This window comes from Arthrobacter sp. MDT1-49-2 (assembly GCF_059090185.1).
Genome location: NZ_JBNHFK010000010.1, coordinates 35,433 through 54,332, shown reverse-complemented (window position 1 = coordinate 54,332; position 18,900 = coordinate 35,433). Strand labels below are relative to the sequence as shown.

18 protein-coding genes are annotated in these 18,900 nt (G+C 64.6%); 9 read left to right on the top strand and 9 right to left on the bottom strand.

Features of this window, described 5'->3' with window-relative positions; translation table 11 throughout:
• Positions 1-79: 79 nt before the first annotated feature.
• Both AC5RTS_RS13975 and AC5RTS_RS13970 read right to left on the bottom strand, forming a co-directional pair.
• Entirely contained in the window at positions 80-1,159 is a 1,080-nt protein-coding gene (locus tag AC5RTS_RS13975) for an alkene reductase (protein ID WP_493992613.1), read from the bottom strand.
• 360 nt (positions 1,160-1,519) lie between these two features.
• Positions 1,520-3,022: an ATP-dependent nuclease gene (locus AC5RTS_RS13970; RefSeq protein ID WP_493992612.1), complete on the bottom strand. Its 1,503-nt coding sequence runs from the start codon at positions 3,020-3,022 to the stop codon at positions 1,520-1,522.
• Between the two features lie 113 nt (positions 3,023-3,135).
• On the opposite strand from AC5RTS_RS13970, the gene AC5RTS_RS13965 reads away from it, so the two are divergent.
• From AC5RTS_RS13965 to AC5RTS_RS13925, 9 genes are all read left to right on the top strand, one after another.
• Positions 3,136-3,867, top strand: a complete 732-nt coding sequence (locus tag AC5RTS_RS13965) for a TIGR02391 family protein (RefSeq protein WP_493992611.1) — start codon at positions 3,136-3,138, stop codon at positions 3,865-3,867.
• A gap of 201 nt (positions 3,868-4,068) precedes the next feature.
• Positions 4,069-5,532 carry a fumarylacetoacetate hydrolase family protein gene (locus AC5RTS_RS13960; protein ID WP_493992610.1) on the top strand — a complete coding sequence of 488 codons (1,464 nt, stop codon included), beginning with the start codon at positions 4,069-4,071 and terminating at the stop codon, positions 5,530-5,532.
• Positions 5,529-6,242 (top strand): GntR family transcriptional regulator, encoded by a 714-nt coding sequence (locus AC5RTS_RS13955; RefSeq protein WP_493992609.1) that lies wholly within the window; start codon positions 5,529-5,531, stop codon positions 6,240-6,242. Before AC5RTS_RS13960 ends, AC5RTS_RS13955 begins: the two co-directional genes overlap by 4 nt.
• 61 nt (positions 6,243-6,303) lie before the next feature.
• Positions 6,304-7,821 (top strand): 5-carboxymethyl-2-hydroxymuconate semialdehyde dehydrogenase, encoded by a 1,518-nt coding sequence (hpaE, locus tag AC5RTS_RS13950; RefSeq protein WP_493992608.1) that lies wholly within the window; start codon positions 6,304-6,306, stop codon positions 7,819-7,821.
• A 43-nt stretch (positions 7,822-7,864) separates the two neighbouring features.
• The gene (gene hpaD / locus AC5RTS_RS13945) at positions 7,865-8,953 is read left to right on the top strand and encodes a 3,4-dihydroxyphenylacetate 2,3-dioxygenase (RefSeq protein ID WP_493992607.1); all 1,089 of its coding nucleotides are present in this window, start codon (positions 7,865-7,867) and stop codon (positions 8,951-8,953) included.
• A 97-nt stretch (positions 8,954-9,050) separates the two neighbouring features.
• Positions 9,051-9,836 (top strand): 2-oxo-hept-4-ene-1,7-dioate hydratase, encoded by a 786-nt coding sequence (gene hpaH / locus AC5RTS_RS13940; protein ID WP_493992606.1) that lies wholly within the window; start codon positions 9,051-9,053, stop codon positions 9,834-9,836.
• Positions 9,821-10,621, top strand: a complete 801-nt coding sequence (locus AC5RTS_RS13935) for an HpcH/HpaI aldolase family protein (RefSeq protein WP_493992605.1) — start codon at positions 9,821-9,823, stop codon at positions 10,619-10,621. The genes hpaH and AC5RTS_RS13935 overlap by 16 nt, the downstream gene beginning before the upstream one ends.
• A gap of 438 nt (positions 10,622-11,059) precedes the next feature.
• On the top strand, positions 11,060-11,956 hold the full coding sequence (locus AC5RTS_RS13930; protein ID WP_493992604.1) for an alpha/beta hydrolase family protein: 897 nt from the start codon (positions 11,060-11,062) through the stop codon (positions 11,954-11,956).
• A gap of 35 nt (positions 11,957-11,991) precedes the next feature.
• The gene (locus AC5RTS_RS13925; RefSeq protein WP_493992603.1) at positions 11,992-12,417 is read left to right on the top strand and encodes a MarR family winged helix-turn-helix transcriptional regulator; all 426 of its coding nucleotides are present in this window, start codon (positions 11,992-11,994) and stop codon (positions 12,415-12,417) included.
• 73 nt (positions 12,418-12,490) lie between these two features.
• Here AC5RTS_RS13925 and AC5RTS_RS13920 read toward each other — a convergent pair whose 3' ends face one another.
• Genes AC5RTS_RS13920 through AC5RTS_RS13890 form a run of 7 tightly spaced genes read right to left on the bottom strand, consistent with a single transcriptional unit; the run spans position 12,491 to position 18,876 of the window.
• Positions 12,491-13,243, bottom strand: a complete 753-nt coding sequence (locus AC5RTS_RS13920; protein WP_493992602.1) for a glutamine amidotransferase — start codon at positions 13,241-13,243, stop codon at positions 12,491-12,493.
• A 45-nt stretch (positions 13,244-13,288) separates the two neighbouring features.
• A complete protein-coding gene (locus AC5RTS_RS13915; protein WP_493992601.1) occupies positions 13,289-14,317 on the bottom strand; it encodes a phosphotriesterase family protein in 1,029 nt (342 codons plus the stop codon).
• Positions 14,314-15,327: an ABC transporter permease gene (locus AC5RTS_RS13910; RefSeq protein WP_227902886.1), complete on the bottom strand. Its 1,014-nt coding sequence runs from the start codon at positions 15,325-15,327 to the stop codon at positions 14,314-14,316. Before AC5RTS_RS13910 ends, AC5RTS_RS13915 begins: the two co-directional genes overlap by 4 nt.
• Positions 15,327-16,082: an ATP-binding cassette domain-containing protein gene (locus AC5RTS_RS13905; RefSeq protein WP_227902885.1), complete on the bottom strand. Its 756-nt coding sequence runs from the start codon at positions 16,080-16,082 to the stop codon at positions 15,327-15,329. The genes AC5RTS_RS13910 and AC5RTS_RS13905 overlap by 1 nt, the downstream gene beginning before the upstream one ends.
• Before the next feature lie 5 nt (positions 16,083-16,087).
• Positions 16,088-17,113, bottom strand: coding sequence for a substrate-binding domain-containing protein (locus tag AC5RTS_RS13900; protein WP_227902884.1), 1,026 nt, complete (start codon positions 17,111-17,113; stop codon positions 16,088-16,090).
• A gap of 12 nt (positions 17,114-17,125) precedes the next feature.
• Positions 17,126-18,025, bottom strand: coding sequence for a carbohydrate kinase family protein (locus AC5RTS_RS13895; protein ID WP_493992600.1), 900 nt, complete (start codon positions 18,023-18,025; stop codon positions 17,126-17,128).
• An 8-nt stretch (positions 18,026-18,033) separates the two neighbouring features.
• Positions 18,034-18,876, bottom strand: coding sequence for a BtpA/SgcQ family protein (locus tag AC5RTS_RS13890; RefSeq protein ID WP_227928375.1), 843 nt, complete (start codon positions 18,874-18,876; stop codon positions 18,034-18,036).
• Between the last annotated feature and the right edge of the window lie 24 nt (positions 18,877-18,900).

Sequence of the window (18,900 nt, the reverse complement as noted above, 5' to 3'; positions counted from 1 at the left end):
TGGAAACGCGCAATGCCCGGCGAAACGACGGCAGGCCTCCCGCATCGCGCGGAAGGCCTGCCGTTGTCGTTCGTTTCGGTTAGGAAGCCGGTTCCAGCACGGGGTAGTCCGTGTAGCCGGCGGCGCCGTCGGTGTAAACGGTAGCCTGGTCGACCTCGTTCAACGGGTGGTCCTCCTGCCAGCGGCGGGCCAGGTCCGGGTTGGCGATGACCGGGCGGCCGACGACGACGGCGTCGGCCAGGTCCTCCTCGAGCAGCATGATCGCGTCGTCGCGGCTGGTGACCGTGCCGAAGCCGGTGTTCAGCAGCACCGGGCCGCCGAAGCGGTGGCGCAGGTCCTGGACCATTTCATCGGCCGGGTCCTTGTGCAGGATGGACAGGTAGGCCGGCTTCAAGTCGGCGATGCCGTCAACGAGGGCGGTGTAGGTGGCGGTGACGTCGGCGCGGTCAGTTTCCAGCACGCCCTGGATGTTGTGCTCCGGGGAGATGCGGATGGCGGTGTGCTCGGCGCCGACGGCCTCGGCCACGGCGCGGAAGGTCTCGATCACCATCCGGGCGCGGTTCTCCGGCGAGCCGCCGTAGTTGTCCGTGCGGGTGTTGGAGACGGGGGAAAGGAATTCCTGCAGCAGGTAGCCGTTGGCACCGTGCAGCTCGACGCCGTCGAACCCTGCCTTCATCGCGTTCCGTGCCGCGGAGACGAAGTCCTGTACGACGCCGGGGAGTTCGGCTTCGGTGAGTGCGTGCGGTACCGGGAAGGGCTGCTTGCCGTCGTAGGTGTGGGCCATGCCTTCGACGGCGATGGCGCTGGGGGCCTGCACTTGGCGTCCGCCGTTGATGTTCTCGTGCGCGACACGTCCGGAGTGCATCAGCTGGGCGACGATCCGGCCGCCGGCCTCGTGCACGGCGTCGGTGACGCGCTTCCAGCCGGCGACGTGCTCCTCGGTGACCAGGCCGGGCATCAGGGCGTTGCCCTGGCCGGGGAAGGAGGGGTAGATGCCGTCGCTGATGATCAGGCCCATGGAGGCGCGCTGGCGGTAGTGCTCGACCATGATGTCGGTGGGCACGCCGGTGCGGTCGGCGCGCACTCGGGACATCGGTGCCATGACGAGGCGGTTGGGCAGTTCCATGGTGCCGACGGTGAGGGGGGTGAAGAGTTTCAAGTGGTTCCTTTTGTTGCTCGGTTCAGGGTGGAGGGGCCCCGGGTGAAAATGTGTATACACAGACCAACTGATAGGGAGGGTCCGGGTATTCCACTTGGCCTGAGACGTCACATTGAAGGAGATGTGCCTCTGGATGGATTTGTTCGCGGCGGCGCAGACTGGCGGGTATACGGGATGTCGATGCCAGCGCTGGTCCATGAAAGGCCGCTACCAAGGGAATAGGTCCCAGGGAACTTCAGACTGCTCCTAAGCCAACACGCGTCAAACAGGTATCACGGCAAAAGCGGGTTGCCTGATTTAGTGCCCCGTGCGCCAATCAGATTTCCTAGCCGGTCAATCGAGCTTGCGTTCGTTTTCGCGTTAGCGGCGATCGGCGACGTGCTTGGAAACGTACGACACCAACTTCTGCATCTCGTCCGCGAGTTCCGCAGACGCCACATAAGCTTGGCATGCGGACGTGGCCACATGCCCCTCGTCCAATGACAGTCCGCTAGATATGGCCGATACATACGAATGGTGATCCGATGTTGTTGCCAGAATGGAACGAATATCGGCCCCGTAGCGTTCGAAAAAGTGGTCCGCTACTGAATCGTGCCAAAATATTTGCTTCTCGGGCGGATCGTAACCCGGAAAGCTAGTAACGCCGTCGACGCCGTCGTGGTGGTTCATATCGCCGTCGGTGATACCAACCACACGTAACCCGGCCTTACGAATCTCAGCGACGCCCTTTGGGAGCGATTGACCTGACCCCATTGGGATCATATTTGCTCCGGCCAGCAGATCTGGGCTGTGCTGCCTAAAGATTTCCCGGGCGTACGTAGCCGCAAACTCGTCTTCCACGCAGATAGTTGCCCGGTCGGCTGAGGGCCTTGTTTGGAGATAGGAATCAATCTGGTAGGTGCTCAATCCGGACGTCGCCGTCAGTCCGCCACCCTGCACCCGCCGAAGGTAGACAACAGATTCTCGGCCTAGCTCACCCATTATGGCCGCGCTATGGGTCGTCAAAATAATCTGATGTCCCTTTCGATCACATACGTCTACTAGGTACTGGGCTAACCGCCGTTGCGCATCGCCGTGCAAGGATGTCTCTGGTTCTTCAAGAACGAACAAGCTGTTGTTGATTGCCCGTTCCATGAGGGAAACCATGTACACAATACGTCCTTCCCCAAAGCCCATGTGGTTCTCGGAGTAGCGCTTCCCGTTTCGCTGGGCCATGGCGAGGTCCGTAGTCCGTTTGGAATGAACGACGGCTGTAAAGTCTAGAGCGTCATAGTTGAGACCCAGGATTCTTCCTATAGCGGCGGTGGCCACTTCCGATAGCGGGACGGAGTCGCCAACTGTCAGAGCCTTCCCTCCATAAACAGAGAAGTCTCTGCGCTCGACTTTCGGTATAAATTGGGTGAACCCAACGTAATAGCAAGATCGACTTGGTTGACGTTTGTACCCAGACCATTCTTTCTGGGCCCTGCTTACGGTCACTTGTTTTACGGCTGAAGAAGCGGCTGCTGTAGTCGCCGCCGGAGGAGTCTCGATTGCATACGAATAGACGACGCTTCCGTCCAGTTCAAAAGGAGCTGGATCAATGGCCGAGACCGGGAAGAAATCCTTGACGTAGAATCTGTTGTTCGAGGCAGTGTCAGATTTCCTATACGCACAGCACGCCAACTGGGCGATGGTGCTTTTCCCAGTACCGTTCAGTCCTGAGAGTGCAGTGATTGGAGACTCAAAGCTTAGCTCAAGGTCTTTAACGCCACGGAAACCACGGATGGTCAACCCCTCAAGAACAGGACCAAAGTTTGCATAACGGGCTTTTGCGTCAAACCGTTTACGGAGCTGCCGCACCTTGTCATTGTGGCTCTTCATCTCCCAAATATACGACGCAACGATTCCTGACAGCGCCACGAGGGGTGTGACCCATCAGCTGTGCGTTGAGAAACGCGCATCTTAGCTAATGTACAGAGTGAAGGAGGGCATGTATGTCCCAGCTGGATCCCGTATGGGGAAAGCAAGTTTTAGAGTGGTGGAAAGATAATGCTTCGGCCATCTTGGTGCCGGGATATGGGTTCGCTGCAAAGAACAAAGCGGATTTATTGCGTGAACGCGAACACCAGACACAGCTAGTCGTGCAGCGAGTTCTAGGTTCGGCGAAGCTTCCCACCCTGATGGTCACTACGTCGAACGCAAAATTTGTGCACCTTTCTCAAGGGATTGACCAGGTGCTCCATGCCCTCGGAATTCTAGCGACGCAGGAAGAAACGCTCGCTCATATGGGCACCTCTGCTCCCGTTATGTCAGCGGACGGGTTGCATTCGACAGTCTGGGACGCGGCAGCGAAGTTGTGGTCCGATGGTCATTACGGTCAGGCCGTTCAACGTGCTGCAACGTTTTTGAACGCCCATGTGCAGGATCGTGTGGGCCGGCACGACGTCTCTGATGCGGGTCTTATGCAGCAAGTGTTTTCCCTCGCCGCCCCTGAAGTTGGGAAGTCCCGGTTGCGGTGGCCGGGTAAAGATGACGACCTCACCGTGAAGGCGATGCGCAGCGGTATCTTAACCTTCTCTCAAGGTTGCTTTATGGCAATCCGGAACCCAGCCACACATAGGTCCGAAGAACACACACGCCAGGTTTGGCTGGAACAACTCGCCACTCTTAGTACCCTCGCCCGGTGGATCGATCAATGCGAGGTCGAGTGTCTAACTGATCACTGACCTCCCGAAATTGGATTAGTCAATAACTCGAGCCTCAGGTGGCTGACCTGCTGCGGTCCGGTACGAAATAGCCTCGCAGGAAAATGAATAAGCGGTGTCGTCCCGCGGGTGAATTTATCCGAAACCGATGCCCCCTTGACGTGACCCCCACCACATGTCACCCTCGATGATATACGATTTCGTACTTGATCCAGGAGAGACATGGGCAACGACGCCACCACGGACACGCTCAAGCAGGTCGGCAAGGTCATCGCCGTCCACATCAACTACCCCTCGAGGGCAGCAGAACGCGGACGCACCCCGGAACAGCCCTCCTACTTCCTCAAGCCCAGCACCTCCCTGGCCCTGACCGGCGGCAGCGTGGAACGCCCGGCCGGTTGCGAACTGCTCGGCTTCGAAGGCGAAATCGCCCTGGTCATCGGCAAGACCGCCCGCCGCGTCAGCATCGAGGACGCCTGGAGCTACGTCGGGGGAGTGACGGCCAGCAATGACCTCGGCGTGTACGACCTGCGCTGGGCAGACAAAGGCTCCAACCTCCGCTCCAAAGGCGGCGACGGCTTCACCCCCGTAGGCCCCGCCATCCTCAACGCGGCCGACGTCGACCCCGCCAACCTGCGCATCCGCACCTGGGTCAACGGCGAAATCGCGCAGGACGACACCACCGCGGACCTGCTCTTCCCCTTCGCCCAGCTGGTGGCCGACCTCTCCCAGCTGCTCACCCTGGAACCGGGCGACCTGATCCTCACCGGTACCCCCGCCGGCGCCTCCGTGGCCGTCCCCGGCGATCGCCTCGAAGTCGAAGTGGACGTCCCCGGCACGGACAAGACCACGGGCCGCCTCGCCACCACCGTCACCGACGGCACGACGCCGCTGGCCTCCTTCGGCGCGCAGCCGAAAATCGACGACACGCAGCGCGAAGAAGCCTGGGGCTCCGCCGAAAAGGCTGGGCTGGCACCCCAGGGAAAGACCCTCACCCCGGAACTCAAGGCCAAGCTGGAATCCGTCGCCACCGCCACCCTCTCCTCTCAGATGCGCGCCCGCGGCCTGAACAACGTTTCCATCGACGGCCTCACCGGCACCCGCACCGGCCGCAAGGTGGTGGGCACCGCCCGCACCCTGCGCTTTGTCCCCAACCGCGAGGACCTCTTCAAGACCCACGGCGGCGGCTACAACGCGCAGAAACGCGCCATCGACTCCGTGGGCGAGGGCGAAATCCTGGTCATGGAAGCCCGCGGCGAAAAGGGCACCGGCACCCTGGGCGACATCCTCGCCCTGCGCGCCAAGCACAACGGCGCCGCCGCCATCATCACCGACGGCGGCGTTCGCGACTACTCCACCGTGGCCGGCATCGACCTGCCCGTCTACTGCGCCAACCCGCACCCCGCCGTCCTCGGCCGCAAGCACGTCCCCTGGGACACCGACCTCACCATTGCCTGCGGCGGCGCCACCGTGCAGCCCGGCGACATCATTGTGGCCGACGACGACGGCATCCTGGTCATCCCGCCGGCCATCGCCGAGGAACTGGTGGAGGCCAGCCTGAAGCAGGAGCACCAGGAAGAGTTCATCGCCGAAATGGTGAAGGCCGGCCACGGCGTGGACGGGCTCTACCCGATGAACGCGGCCTGGAAGGAAAAGTACGCGGCCTGGGCAGCGGAACAGGCATGACCAAAGAACCCATGAGCGCCGCACCCATCAGCGCGGGACAAACAAGCACCGCCACCGGCTCCAAATCGGAGCAGGCCTACACCCAGCTCAAGGACCGCATCCTCGGGGGCGAAATGAGCCCGGGCTACCGCCTGGTGCTCAGCAGCATCGCCACCGAGATGGGCTTCAGCGTGGTCCCGGTCCGCGAAGCCATCCGGCGGCTGGAAGCCGAAGGGCTGGTGCACTTTGAACGCAATGTGGGCGCCACCGTGGCCGGCATCGACCCGGACCTGTACCTGCACACCATGCAGACCCTCAGCATCATCGAAGGCGCCGCCACCGCGCTGGCCGCCCCGGACATCAGCGCCGAGGAACTGGCGCGGGCCAGGGACCTGAATGACCAGATGCGCGAGCTGCTGGCCGCCTTCGACCCGGTCCGCTTCACCCAGCTGAACACCGAATTCCATGCCCTGCTCTACGCCCGCTGCCCCAACCCGCACATCCTGGACCTGGTCCACCGCGGCTGGAACCGGCTGGGCCGCATGCGCTCCTCCGTTTTCCGGTACGTGCCGGACCGGGCCCACGCGTCCGTAGCGGAACACGCGGCGCTGCTGGGTTTTATCGAGGCGCATGCCGCTCCGCGCGTCATCGAAGTAGCTGCCCGCACCCACCGCACCAATACCCTCAACGCCTTCCTGGCCCAGGCAAACCAGCCACCGTCACCGATCTAACCGCCGCCGATCCAACGAGCCAGACCCAAAGACCCCGCCGAATTCGAGACCAGAGGAAACCATGAGCACGCACTTCGTCCCGGAAAACCTGCCCAGCCACATCCAGCACTTCATCAACGGCAAGTTTGTGGACTCGATCAACGGCGCCACGTTCGAGGTGCTGGATCCGGTCACCAACAAGACGTACGCCACCGCCGCCGCCGGGCAGAAGGAAGACATCGACGCCGCCGTCGCCGCCGCCCGCGAAGCCTTCGTGAACGGCCCGTGGCCCAAGATGAAGCCGCGCGAACGCGCCCGCATCCTCAATAAAATCGCGGACGCCGTCGAGGCCCAGGAAGACCGCCTGGCCGAAATGGAAACCTTCGACACCGGCCTGCCCATCACCCAGGCGAAGGGCCAGGCCCTGCGCGCTGCGGAGAACTTCCGCTTCTTCGCGGACCTGATCGTGGCCCAGTTCGACGACGCCATGAAGGTCCCCGGCGCCCAGATTAACTATGTGAACCGCAAGCCCATCGGCGTCGCCGGACTCATCACCCCGTGGAACACCCCGTTTATGCTCGAGTCCTGGAAGCTCGCCCCGGCCCTGGCCACCGGCAACACCGTGGTGCTCAAGCCCGCCGAATTCACCCCGCTTTCTGCCTCCCTCTGGGCGGACATCTTCACCGACGCCGGCGTCCCCGCCGGGGTATTCAACCTGGTCAACGGCCTGGGCGAGGAAGCCGGCGACGCCCTGGTGAAGCACCCGCAGGTCCCGCTGATCTCCTTCACCGGCGAAACCACCACCGGACAGACCATCTTCCGCAACGCCGCGGAAAACCTGAAGGGCCTGTCCATGGAACTCGGCGGCAAGAGCCCCTGCGTCATCTTCGCCGACGCCGATCTGGACGCCGCCATCGACTCCGCCCTGTTCGGGGTCTTCTCCCTCAACGGCGAACGCTGCACCGCCGGCTCCCGCATCCTGGTCGAGCGTCCGGTCTACGACGAGTTCTGCGAACGCTACGCCACCCACGCGAAGACCATCGTCGTCGGCGACCCGCACGACCCGAAGACCCAGGTAGGCGCCCTGGTCCACCCGGAGCACTTCAAGAAGGTCGCCTCCTACGTGGAGATCGGCAAGACCGAAGGCCGGCTGCTGGCCGGCGGCGGCCGCCCCGAAGGCCTGGAAGAGGGCAACTACATTGCCCCCACCGTCTTCGCCGACGTCGCCCCGGACGCGCGGATCTTCCAGGAGGAAATCTTCGGCCCCGTCGTCGCCATCACCCCCTTCGACACCGAAGCCGAAGCCCTGGAACTGGCCAACAACACCAAGTACGGGCTCGCCGCCTACATCTGGACCTCCGATCTCACCCGCGCGCACAACTTCGCGCAGAACACCGAGGCCGGCATGGTCTGGCTCAACAGCCACAACGTCCGCGACCTGCGCACCCCGTTCGGCGGGGTGAAGGCCTCCGGCCTGGGCCATGAGGGCGGCTACCGCTCCATCGACTTCTACACCGACCAGCAGGCCGTGCACATCACCCTCGGCACGGTGCACACGCCCAAGTTCGGGACCGACGACGCCGCCAAGGTCGACGGCTAAAGGTTCCGGACACGTCGCCCCACTTTTGCAAAGGAGCAAAACCATGGAGATCGAACACCGTATTCCCACCCCGAGCATTGCCCCGCCGGACATTGTCCGCTGCGCCTACACCGAACTGGTGGTCACGGACCTGGAGCGGTCCCGGCAGTTTTATGTGGACGTGCTCGGCCTGCACGTCACCGAAGAGGATGAAAACGCGATCTACCTGCGTTCCCTGGAGGAGTTCATCCACCACAACCTGGTGCTGCGCAAAGGCCCGGTGGCCGCCGTCGCCGCCCTGGCCTACCGTGTCCGCACCCCCGAAGATGTGGCCGTCGCGGAGGCGTATTACCAGGAACTGGGCTGCCGCACCGAACGCCGGAAGGACGGCTTCGTGAAGGGCATCGGCGACTCCGTGCGCGTGGAGGATCCGCTGGGCTTCCCCTACGAGTTCTTCTACGAAACCGAGCACGTGGAACGCCTCACCCAGCGCTACGACCTCTACTCCGCCGGGGAACTCGTCAGGCTGGACCACTTCAACCAGGTCACCCCGGACGTGCCCCGCGGCCGCGCCTACCTGGAGGATCTGGGCTTCCGCGTCTCCGAGGACATCAAGGATTCCGACGGCGTCACCTACGCCGCCTGGATGCACCGCAAGCAGACCGTGCATGACACCGCGCTGACCGGCGGCGACGGCCCGCGCATGCACCACCTGGCCTTCGCCACGCATGAAAAGCACAACATCATCCAGATCTGCGACAAGATGGGCGCCCTGCGCATCTCCGACCGGATTGAACGCGGCCCCGGCCGGCACGGGGTGTCCAACGCCTTCTACCTCTACATCCTGGATCCGGACGACCACCGGATCGAGATCTACACGCAGGACTACTACACCGGCGATCCGGACAACCCCACCGTCACCTGGGACGTGCACGACAACCAGCGCCGCGACTGGTGGGGCAACCCCGTGGTCCCGTCCTGGTACACCGAGGCCTCCCTCGTCCTGGACCTGGACGGCAACCCGCAGCCGCTGACCACCCGCACCGAAACCTCCGAAATGGCCGTCACCATCGGCGCGGACGGCTTCTCCTACACCCGGGCCGACAACGAGTCCGGCGAGGAAAAAGGCTTCAAAGTAGGCTCCCAGCTCTGACGTTGCCCCTGGCTCCTGCCGACGACGACGGCGGCACGCGCCCGCCGTCGTCGTACCCCCTCTTCCGCCCTCTCTTCCGCGAACAGAAAGCAGTGCCGTGCTAGATCAACCAACACGCCAGGCGGTGGCCGACGAACTGGTCAAAGCCAAGCGGACCCGGACTCCGGTGCCGCTGCTGACCGCCCGCTATCCCGACATGACCATCGAGGACTCCTACGCGGTGCAGAACCTGTGGGCGGACCGGCTGCTGGCCGACGGCCGCCGGCTGGCCGGGCACAAGATCGGCCTGACCTCCAAGGCGATGCAGGCCGCCACCGGCATCACCGAACCCGACTACGGCGTCATCCTCGATGACATGGTGCTGGAGAACGGCGCAGTCCTGGACCGGAACGCCTACACGCATCCGCGGGTCGAGGTGGAACTGGCGTTTGTGCTGGGCAAGCCGCTCGCCGGCCCGCACGCCACGCTCTTCGACGTCCTGGACGCCACCGACTACGTGGTGCCGGCGCTGGAGATCCTGGATTCGCGGATCGAAATGGAGGGCCGGACCATTGTGGACACCATCGCGGACAACGCGGCGATGGGCGCCATGGTGGTGGGCGGGAATCCGGTCCGAGCCGCCGACGTCGACCTGCGCTGGGTCTCCGCCCTGCTCTACCGCAACCAGGGCATCGAGGAAACCGGGGTCGCTGCCGGAGTGCTGAACCATCCCGCCGCCGGGGTGTACTGGCTGGCGAACAAGCTGGCCGCGCACGGCACCGTGCTGCAGGCCGGGGAAATCATCCTCGCCGGCTCCTTCACCCGGCCCATGTGGGTCTACCAGGGCGACACCGTGTTCGCCGACTACGGACCGTTGGGAACCATCACATGCCGCTTCGAATAGAGGAAACCTTCGCCGCCCGCCTCGCCGCCGGCGGCCGACAGACCGGCATGTGGGTCTGCTCCGGCAGCCCGCTGGTCGCTGAAATCTGCGCCGGCTCCGGGCTGGACTGGCTGCTGATCGACGCCGAGCACAGCCCCAACGGGATCGAATCCCTGCTCGCCCAGCTGCAGGCCGTGCACGGCTATCCGGTCAGTGCCGTGGTCCGTCCGCCCACCGGGGATGCGGTGCTGCTTAAGCAGTACCTGGACCTGGGGGCGCAGAACCTGCTGATCCCCATGGTGGACACCCCGGAGCAGGCCGCCGAACTGGTCCGCGCCGTCCGGTATCCGCCGCACGGCATCCGCGGAGTGGGCAGTTCCCTGGCCCGCGCCTCGCGCTGGAACCGGATCGACGGGTACCTGGAGAATGCGGACGAGTCCGTGACCCTGCTGGTGCAGATCGAGTCCGTGGCCGCCGTCGAGAACGTGGAGGCGATTGCCGCCGTTGACGGGGTGGACGGGCTGTTCCTCGGGCCTGCCGACCTGGCCGCTTCCATGGGGCTGCTGGGCCAGCAGGAGCATCCCGACGTGATGGCCGCCGTCGAGCACTGCATCCGCGTGGTGAAGGCCGCCGGCAAGCCGGTGGGGGTGAATGCGTTCGCGGAAGCCACTGCCCGCCGGTACATCGATGCCGGGGTGGACTTCATCCTGGTGGGTGCCGACGTTGCGATGCTGGCCCGGGGGAGCGAGGCACTGGCGGCGAAGTACATCCCCGCCGCGGATGGAGGGACGCGGGCCAGTTACTAAGCGGGCCGGAGGGTTCGCGGGAATCGAGAAGGCACAAATTACCGTTCTTCGGCTGAAAATCGGTAATTTGTGCCTTCTCGTTTGGCTGCCAGCCTCGCGGTGACTCGGTTTTCCCACGCTCTGGTGCAGGTGGGGCGGATGTTTCCCCACGCGTCGCACCAGTAACACTCCGTGGGAATCTGTGCGGGCCGGTGCGGGCCGGGGAGAGTCCCGGCTTGGAAAATCGACCGGTTCGGGAATCTGCTGCCGGTTTGGGTTTTTGCTGCCCGTTTAAACCGGCAGCACAAACCCAAACAGGCAGGGAATCCACAAACCGGCGGCAAAGTGCCGGGCCCGTACAGCCAGCCTGCCAGCCAGCCCGCCACCCACCGGGGCACCGTGAGCCGCCACGCACCCGAAGGGTATCCGCAACCGTTCGTCCCATGTATATTGTTTCGCATGCGAAATAATGACGTGACCTCGATCACTGCCGAACGGATTTCCATCCCGGTTCCCGCCGGCGGTGCGGTGGCCGGAACCCTGCGCCTACCCGACGGTGCGCCCCTGGCCGCCGTCGTCATCCATCCGGCAACGGCGGTGGCGGAACGGCTCTACACCGGCTTCAGCGAATACCTGGCCGAAAACGGGTTTGCCGTGCTGACCTATGACTACCGCGGGACCGGCGCCTCCGGCAGCCCCAAGGCCAACCGGCAGCTGAGGATGCGCGACTGGATGGACCAGGATGTCCCGGCGACGTCGGCCTGGATGCGGAACCGTTTCCCCGACGTGCCGCACCTGGCCGTGGGCCACAGCCTCGGCGCCCACGCCATGGCGCTGAACAACGGGCTGGAGGACCTGCGCGGATTCGTGGGCGTGGCCTCGCACGCCGGTGTCACCAGGGCCATTGAGGATCGGAAGGAACGGTTCCGGGTGGGACTGATCCTGAGTTTCCTCGGTCCGCTGACCGGCCGGCTGCTGGGCGCCGTGCCCGGCCGGAAGCTTGGCCTGGGGGAGGACATGCCCGGCGCCGCAATGCTGGAGTGGAGCGGCTGGAGCAAAAAACCGAACTATTTCTTTGATGATCTGAGCATGGATGCCGCCCGGCGCACCGCGCAGGTGAAGACCGACGCCCTGGTGATCGGGTTCACCGACGATCTCTGGGCGACGCCGGGGCAGATCAACGCGGTCTTCTCCCACCTGGTCAACGCCCCGGTGGAGCGGCGCACCTATTCACCTGCCGACGCCGGCATTCCGGCCATCGGGCACATGGGCTTCTTCCGCCGCAGTTCGCGTGAGAAGCTGTGGCCGGAGGTGCTGACGTGGTTGACGGAGAAAGCAGGGCTGAGCCCGCAGTAGGCGCGCCCCGCCGGAGTGCCGGGCCGGGGGAAGCAGTGCGTACGGCGAAACCGCCGCGCCTGTTTTTCCTTACGCTGACTGCCGAGCGCCGGCTGCGCCGCTGGATTGCCGGCCGGGGCAAGGAACGCGGCATCAGCGCCTCCGCCGGTGGGGTGCTGCTCTATGTTGCCTCCCATCCCGGCGCGAGCACGGGTGAAGTGGCCGATGCGGTGCAGGCGTCCCCGGCCGGACTGAGCGGGCTGCTGTCCCGGATGGCGTCCGCCGGGCTTATCACCCGTGCACCCGATCCGGCCGATGCCCGGACCATCCGCCTGTCCCTGACGTCGGCCGGAACGGAGGCGCTCGGCGTCGTCCACGGAGCCATCAACGAACTGAACACGCGCATCAATGACGGCTTCACCCCTGAGGAACTGGAAACCGTGGCCCGCTGGCTGCGGCACGTCTCCACGGCGTTGGACTGAGCGGGGCGGCCAAGCAACCGTAAATATCGGATTGCTTGGCCGCCCCGTGAAACAGGCGCCGGGGGTACCCGTCTTATTGTTCGCCGGAGACCCAGCGGATGATGCCGTCGAAGATCTGCTGGTATCCCGGCCATTCCTCGCAGAAGGCCACCGGAGCCCAGTGCGGGGAGCAGTCCGATGTGAAGACGGCGCTGCGCCCGGAACTATGCTCGGACAGTGCGATCAGCGGATCACCGTTGATGGATGCCACCAGCTCCGCACCGGGACGCAGCGTGGTGCGGTTGTAGCCCAGCAGTGCCGGCCACTGTTCGCCGGCGTTGCCCAGCACCGCATGCCCGGGCATCTCCACCTTGGCGGTCAGACCCGAGGGCAGCTCCCACCGGTCGTCCTCGGCCAGCATGCCAACCGGCAGCACCTCGGCGATGGCGGTATTGCGGAACGCGGCACGGGCCTGGAAGCCGGAGAAGGACAGGTAACCGCCGATCATCACCAGCCCGCCCCCGGCGCGGGTCCAGTCGGCGAGTGCCTGCAGCCGGTCCTCGCCCGGCGTGAAGCGTTCAAAAACGCCGGGGGCGAGCTGGATGGAGTTGGCGCCGATGTCCGAGAGCACAACGACGTCGTAGCGGCCCAGCGCCTCGGCGCTGCCGGGAAACTCTGTCGGCACCAGATGGGCCGGCATGTGGGTGACCTCGTGCCCGGCGGCTTCCAGGGCGTTCTTGAGCGGACCCACACCTTCCACGTAAGAGTGCACGGAGAACTCGTCGACGCCCTTGACGTGCGTGGAGGTGGTCATCCAGCTTTCGCCGGCAATTAGTACTTTGGCCATGATTCCTTCTTGGATAACTAGTGGTCTTGTAACTGGTGGAGTGGTTTATGCGTGGTGTGAATGGACAAACAGCTGCGCCGGATTCCTGGTCATCAGTTCCATGGCGGTTTCCCCGGATACCCCGCGCTCCGCCAGGAAGCGGGGGAAAACGGAGGGAACAAAGCCGAAGCCGTTGCCGCCGTAGCGGCTGAGCATCCCTTTGAGGAACACATCGTGGCTGAGCAGGATCCGGTCCCGGTAACCTGCCTCGATCAGCCGGGCCACCGCCTCCGCAGCCTGGTCCGGGGTTGGCGAAATTCCTTCTCCCGGGTAGCTGTACGGCATACCGATCATGTCGAAGCAAAGGTAGGTGCCGCGTTTGGCCAGCTCCAGCTGGTAGCCGGAGTCCTCCGATGAGGGGTCCATGTGGCACAGCACCACTGCCTCGGGCCGCACCCCGCATTCATCCAGCACGATGTCCAGCACCCGGTGGCCAACCCGCAACCAGCCGGGGAGATGGATAAACAGCGGCACCCCTAACTGCAGCTGGGCACGGGCGGCGGCACGCAGCGATTTTTCCTCCGCTGCGGTGAACGACGGCGAGACGCCGATTTCCCCGATCACACCGGGACGCACGCCCGGCCGCTCGAAGTCGGCGAGAATCTGTGCGGTGAGCTCCTCCTCGGAGGCCGCCAGTTCCTCACCAGCCTGGAATTTCTGCAGATACCATCCCGAGCCCATCACTACCCGGACCCCGGAGGTCTCGGAATACCTCAGCAGGGCTTCGGGGTCCCGGCCCAGGCCGGGCGGAGTGAGGTCAATGACCGTAGTCCCGCCCGCTGCCCGAAAAGCGCTCAGATCCTCAACCACTGCTGCGGGGTCATGCAAGCCGCAGTTGTCTTTGCTGTTATACGGATGTTCGCGCAGGACAGGTGCCAGTTCTGCGGTCACCGGGCCGGCCAGCAGGGTCCGGATCTGCGGGTCCTCGGCGGGAGTGAAGGCACGCGCCAGATCGTTTGCCAGGTGCTCGTGCGGCAGGACAAGCCCCAGTTCGGTGTGCTCAACCGGGCCGCCAACCGTCTGGACAGTGGTCATTTTCCGCTCAACCTGCTGACGAGATCGGAGAGTTTCTTGCCGCGCATATTGATCCAGATCGCGGCGAGGAGGACGAGGCCGGTAACAATAGGGGTGAGGAACGGACTCATGCCCACCAGGGTCAGGCCGTTGGCGATCAACCCGGTGAGGATTGCCCCGATCAGGGTTCCCACAACCGTGCCGCGTCCGCCGAACAGGTCGGTACCGCCGATGACGACGGCGGCGATCACCGTCAGTTCGAGCCCGACGGCGGAGTTCGCCGAACCTGACCCCAGGCGGGCTGCGATCATCACGCCGGCGATGCCGGCGGCCAGGCCGGAGAGGGCCATGACCAGCATCTTGATGCGGCGGGTATTGACGCCGGCCCGGCGGATCGATTCCTCGTTGGAACCGATGCCGGTGACGTACTGGCCGAAACGCATCTTGTGCATAAGGATCAGTCCGGCGATGAAGACAACAATGCCGATCCAGGCCAGCCAGGAAATCCCGAGGAAGGAACCGGAGCCGATCTGCCGCATCACGGTCTGCTCGCCGATGGGAATGGAGAACCCTTCGGTAGAGAGCAGCGCCAGGCCACGGATCACGGACATGGTCGCTAGGGTGACGATGAAGGCCGGGATGCCCTGGTAACTGACCAGGTAGCCGTTGACCAGCCCCCAGGCGAGCCCCATGAGGCAGGCCAGCAGGATGACCACCGATGATTCCATGCCCGTGGCGATCAGTTCGGCACTGGTGGCTGCAATGAACGCGGCAATGGCGCCTACGGAGAGGTCAATCTGTCCGGCCGTGATGACGAACGTCATGGCCACGCCGATCACCAGGACCGGAGCAATCTGGGTGGCCAGGTTGGCCAGGTTGCCCAGCGACAGGAACGCCGGGCTGGCGATGGAGAAAATCACCGCGATGAGCACGGTGACCGCACCCATCAGCAGCGTGGGTTTATTCGAGCGTTCCAGCCACGAAGGGGAACTGGTCCGGACGGCGCGTGCGGTCGGTGTGGGGGTAGTCATCAGGATGCCTCCGGGTACTCTTCGTCCGACCGGGTGATCATGGCGACGAGGGATTCAATGTTCAGGGAGCTGATGGGCCGGTCATCCACGCTTTGGCCCTCATACATGGCGGTGACCCGGTCGCAGACCCGGAAGATGTCCTGCAGCCGGTGGGTAATCAGGATGACGCCCACCCCCTCCGCAGCAACCTGGCGGATGAGGCGGAGGACCGACTCCACCTCGGCCACGGCGAGGGCCGCCGTCGGCTCGTCCAGAATCAGCACGTCGGGCTTGAAGGAAACCGCCCGGGCGATGGCGACAGTCTGGCGCTGGCCGCCGGAAAGGGTACCGATTTCCTGGTGGGTGGACTTGACCCGGACATGCAGGTCATCCAAAACCTTGGCAGCCTGTTCGTGCATGGTCCGCCGGTCCAGGAACCTGCCCTTGACCGGCTCACGGCCAAGGAACAGGTTGCTCGCCACATCGAGGGTGTTGCAGAGGGCCAGGTCCTGGTAGACGATGCCGATGTTTTCCTTCTGCGCGTCACCGGGGCTGTTGAATTTCACGGACTTTCCGCGGATCAGGATTTCGCCTTCATCGTGCTGTTCGGCGCCGGCGAGCACCTTCATCAGCGTGGATTTGCCGGCGCCGTTGTCCCCCACCAGGCCAAGGACTTCGCCCCGGTGCAGTTTGAGGTCCACGCCCTGCAGCGATTTCACTGGACCGAAGGACTTCTTGATGCCTCGGAGTTCAACGAGGAGTTCGGGAGAGGTCATCGGGATCACTTCTTCAAGTAGTAGAGGTAATCGTCGACGTTCGACGGGGTGACGATCTGGGTGGGCACGGGAATGGTGCTTTCCACCTCGCGGCCGCAGCTCAGGTCCACGGCGGCGGTCATGGCGTCATAGCCGAACTGGAAGGTGTTCTGCTGGACCACGCCCTTGACGTAGCCCTCCTGCAGGCCGTCAACCGCGGCGTCGGACAGGTCCCAGCCGACAATGCTGACCCGATCCTGGGCGTTCTGGTTCTTGACGCCGGAGACGAGGCCGATCAGTGCCGGCTCACCGGTGGCATAGACGTATTCGAGGTTGGGGTTTCCGGTCAGGAGGTTTTCCGCGGAGCTCTGGGCGGTTTCCTGCACGTTCTTGCCGTCTACTACGGTGCCCACCTCCATGCCGCCGGACTTGATCGCGTCTTCGAATCCCTTCTGGCGTTCAAGCTGGATGGTGGAGTTCAGAGCGCCGACGATGCCGACGGGCCCGGCATCGCCGTCAGCTGCTTCCAGCAGGAACTCACCCATCTGGGCTCCGCTTTCCTCATTGGAGGTGCCCACCTGGGTGGAGACCGCCGGGTCCTCGACGATGCCGTCAACGGCAACAACCTTCACCCCGGCCGCTGCGGCAGCCTTCAGTGCGGGCTTGATGCCTTCGGTATCGATGGCGGCCACGATCACTGCCTGCACGTTCTTGGCAACCAGGTTTTCCACGGCGTTGGCCTGCTGGATGGGGTCATCGTTGGCGCTGATGATCTGCAGGTCCACGTCCGCCTCATCTGCGATGGTCTGGGCGCCGGTGTTGATTTGGTTGAAGAACAGGGCCTGGAGATTCGGGGTGACCAGACCGATCCTCAGGTTGCCGCCGTCGGGGGCCTCGCATGTTTCGGGGATCCGTTCCGGCTGGGGGATTTCGGCAGCAACGGCGGCACCGGTGGAATCGGGGGTGTCGGCGGCCTCCGACGAGCCGTCGCAGGCCGAGAGGGTCAGGGCCAGAGCGGCGATGGACAGGGCGGCAGTAAATCGCTTTCGCATGGTGGGTCCTTTTCAGTGGGTGCCGTGGGTGGCGGGAACGGTCTGGATGGTGGCAAGAAAGTCGCGAAGTTCAGCTCGGCCCGGTGATGCGCGGGCGCCGCGGCGGGTACAGGCCAGTGCTGCGGCGGCGGCTGCTGTTGTGGCAGCCGCAGCTGCGGTTTGTCCGAGGGCAAGTTCAGCGACATAGACTCCCGCGAAGCAGTCTCCTGCGCCGGTGTCGTCGACGGCCTCGACCCGGACGGCCGGAATATGGCGGACGGGCCGGCCGGGCTCGAGCAGATCCAGGCCGCCGGCGCCGCGGGTGAGCACAATGGTGGTTTCTTCGCGACGGGACATTTCCTGCAGCTCTTCCAGTGAAAGCCCGCAGGTGTCCTCGAAGGTGCGGCGGCTGCCCAGCAGGTGCCCGGCGGCAGCGGCGGCATTGCGGACCTGGGCTGCAGTGTGACATCCGTCGATGTCCACGACGATGCGGGCCTCGGTGCGTGCCGGGAGCGGCTGTTCCCAGCGGTAACCGTCCACGTACAGCCAGTGCCCGCTGCCGGGGTGGAGCCTGCCCAGGACGGCCTCGAGGTCATCACCGGTCAGGGCGTCATCCTCGCTGACGACGGCCCGCTCGCCATGCCGGTCCAGCAGGACGACGGCGTGGGTCAGGAAGGCATCGGTGCGGGACCAGGCGGTGGAGACACCTTCACGTTCCAAGGCGGCGAGGAACGCAGCGGATTCGGGATCCGCTCCCACCGCCCCGGCGAATACCGCGTCGGCACCGAACCGGGCTGCGGCCACGGCCGCATTCGCTGCCATGCCGCCGTCGTACAACCGGATAGACCGCGCCTGGAGGCGTTCGCCCGGTGACGGCAGCACGTCCATCTGCACAATGACGTCCCGGTTCGCGTAACCACAAAAGGCAATCATGGTTCCGGCTACATCCCGGCGGCTTTTGCCACCGCGCGGACTTTGCTGCCTTCGGCCCGTCCCCACCAGCGGCCGTTGTCCTTTACCGATGACGCCACAATGGCTCCGTTGCATTCACCCAGCAGCTCAGCGGCGTTCTCAGCAGTGATGCCGGATCCGATGATGACGGGCAGGACAGTGCAGTCCCGGATACCGCGCACCTCCTCAACGCTGGCTGCATCCCCGGTCCGGGAACCGGTGGCAATCAGGACGTCAGCATCAAAGAACTCCGCGTCCTCGGTCTGCTCGGCGAGTGTGCGGTCGGCCACGATGGCATGGGCACCGTGCTTCACGTGGACGTCGGCGAACACCCGCACGCCCTGCGCCTGGATCCGTGAGCGGTAGCGCGTGGTGGCCGCGGCCTGGCCTTCGATGAACCCCTCGTTGGCGACGTAGGCGTTGGCCCACTGGTTCACCCGGATCCATCCTGCGCCGGCGGCATGCGCGGCAGCGACGGAGCACTCACCGGCGTTGGAGAGGATGCTGACCCCGATTCGCGGACCGAATTCCTCCACCACGCGGCGCGTGATGACAGCCATGGCTGCCGCAGTTTCGTAACCGTGCTCGCCGGGTTTCTGGAACGGAATGTCCCAGTGGTTTTCCACAATCGCGGTGCTGAAACCGTTCTCCAGATAAGTGCGTGCCTCCTGCAGCCCGTAAGCCGCGATCTCCTCGACCGGCTGCCCGCGGTAATGCGGGCTGCCGGGCAGCGGCGGCAGATGAATGGCGCCGACGAGAACCTTGTCCGCGGCGAAGAGCTCGGCGATGGCGGACGGTTTGGGTGGGAACACGCCCAGTGCTGGTGTCGACATGGGAGCCTCTCGGAATAGGTGAGA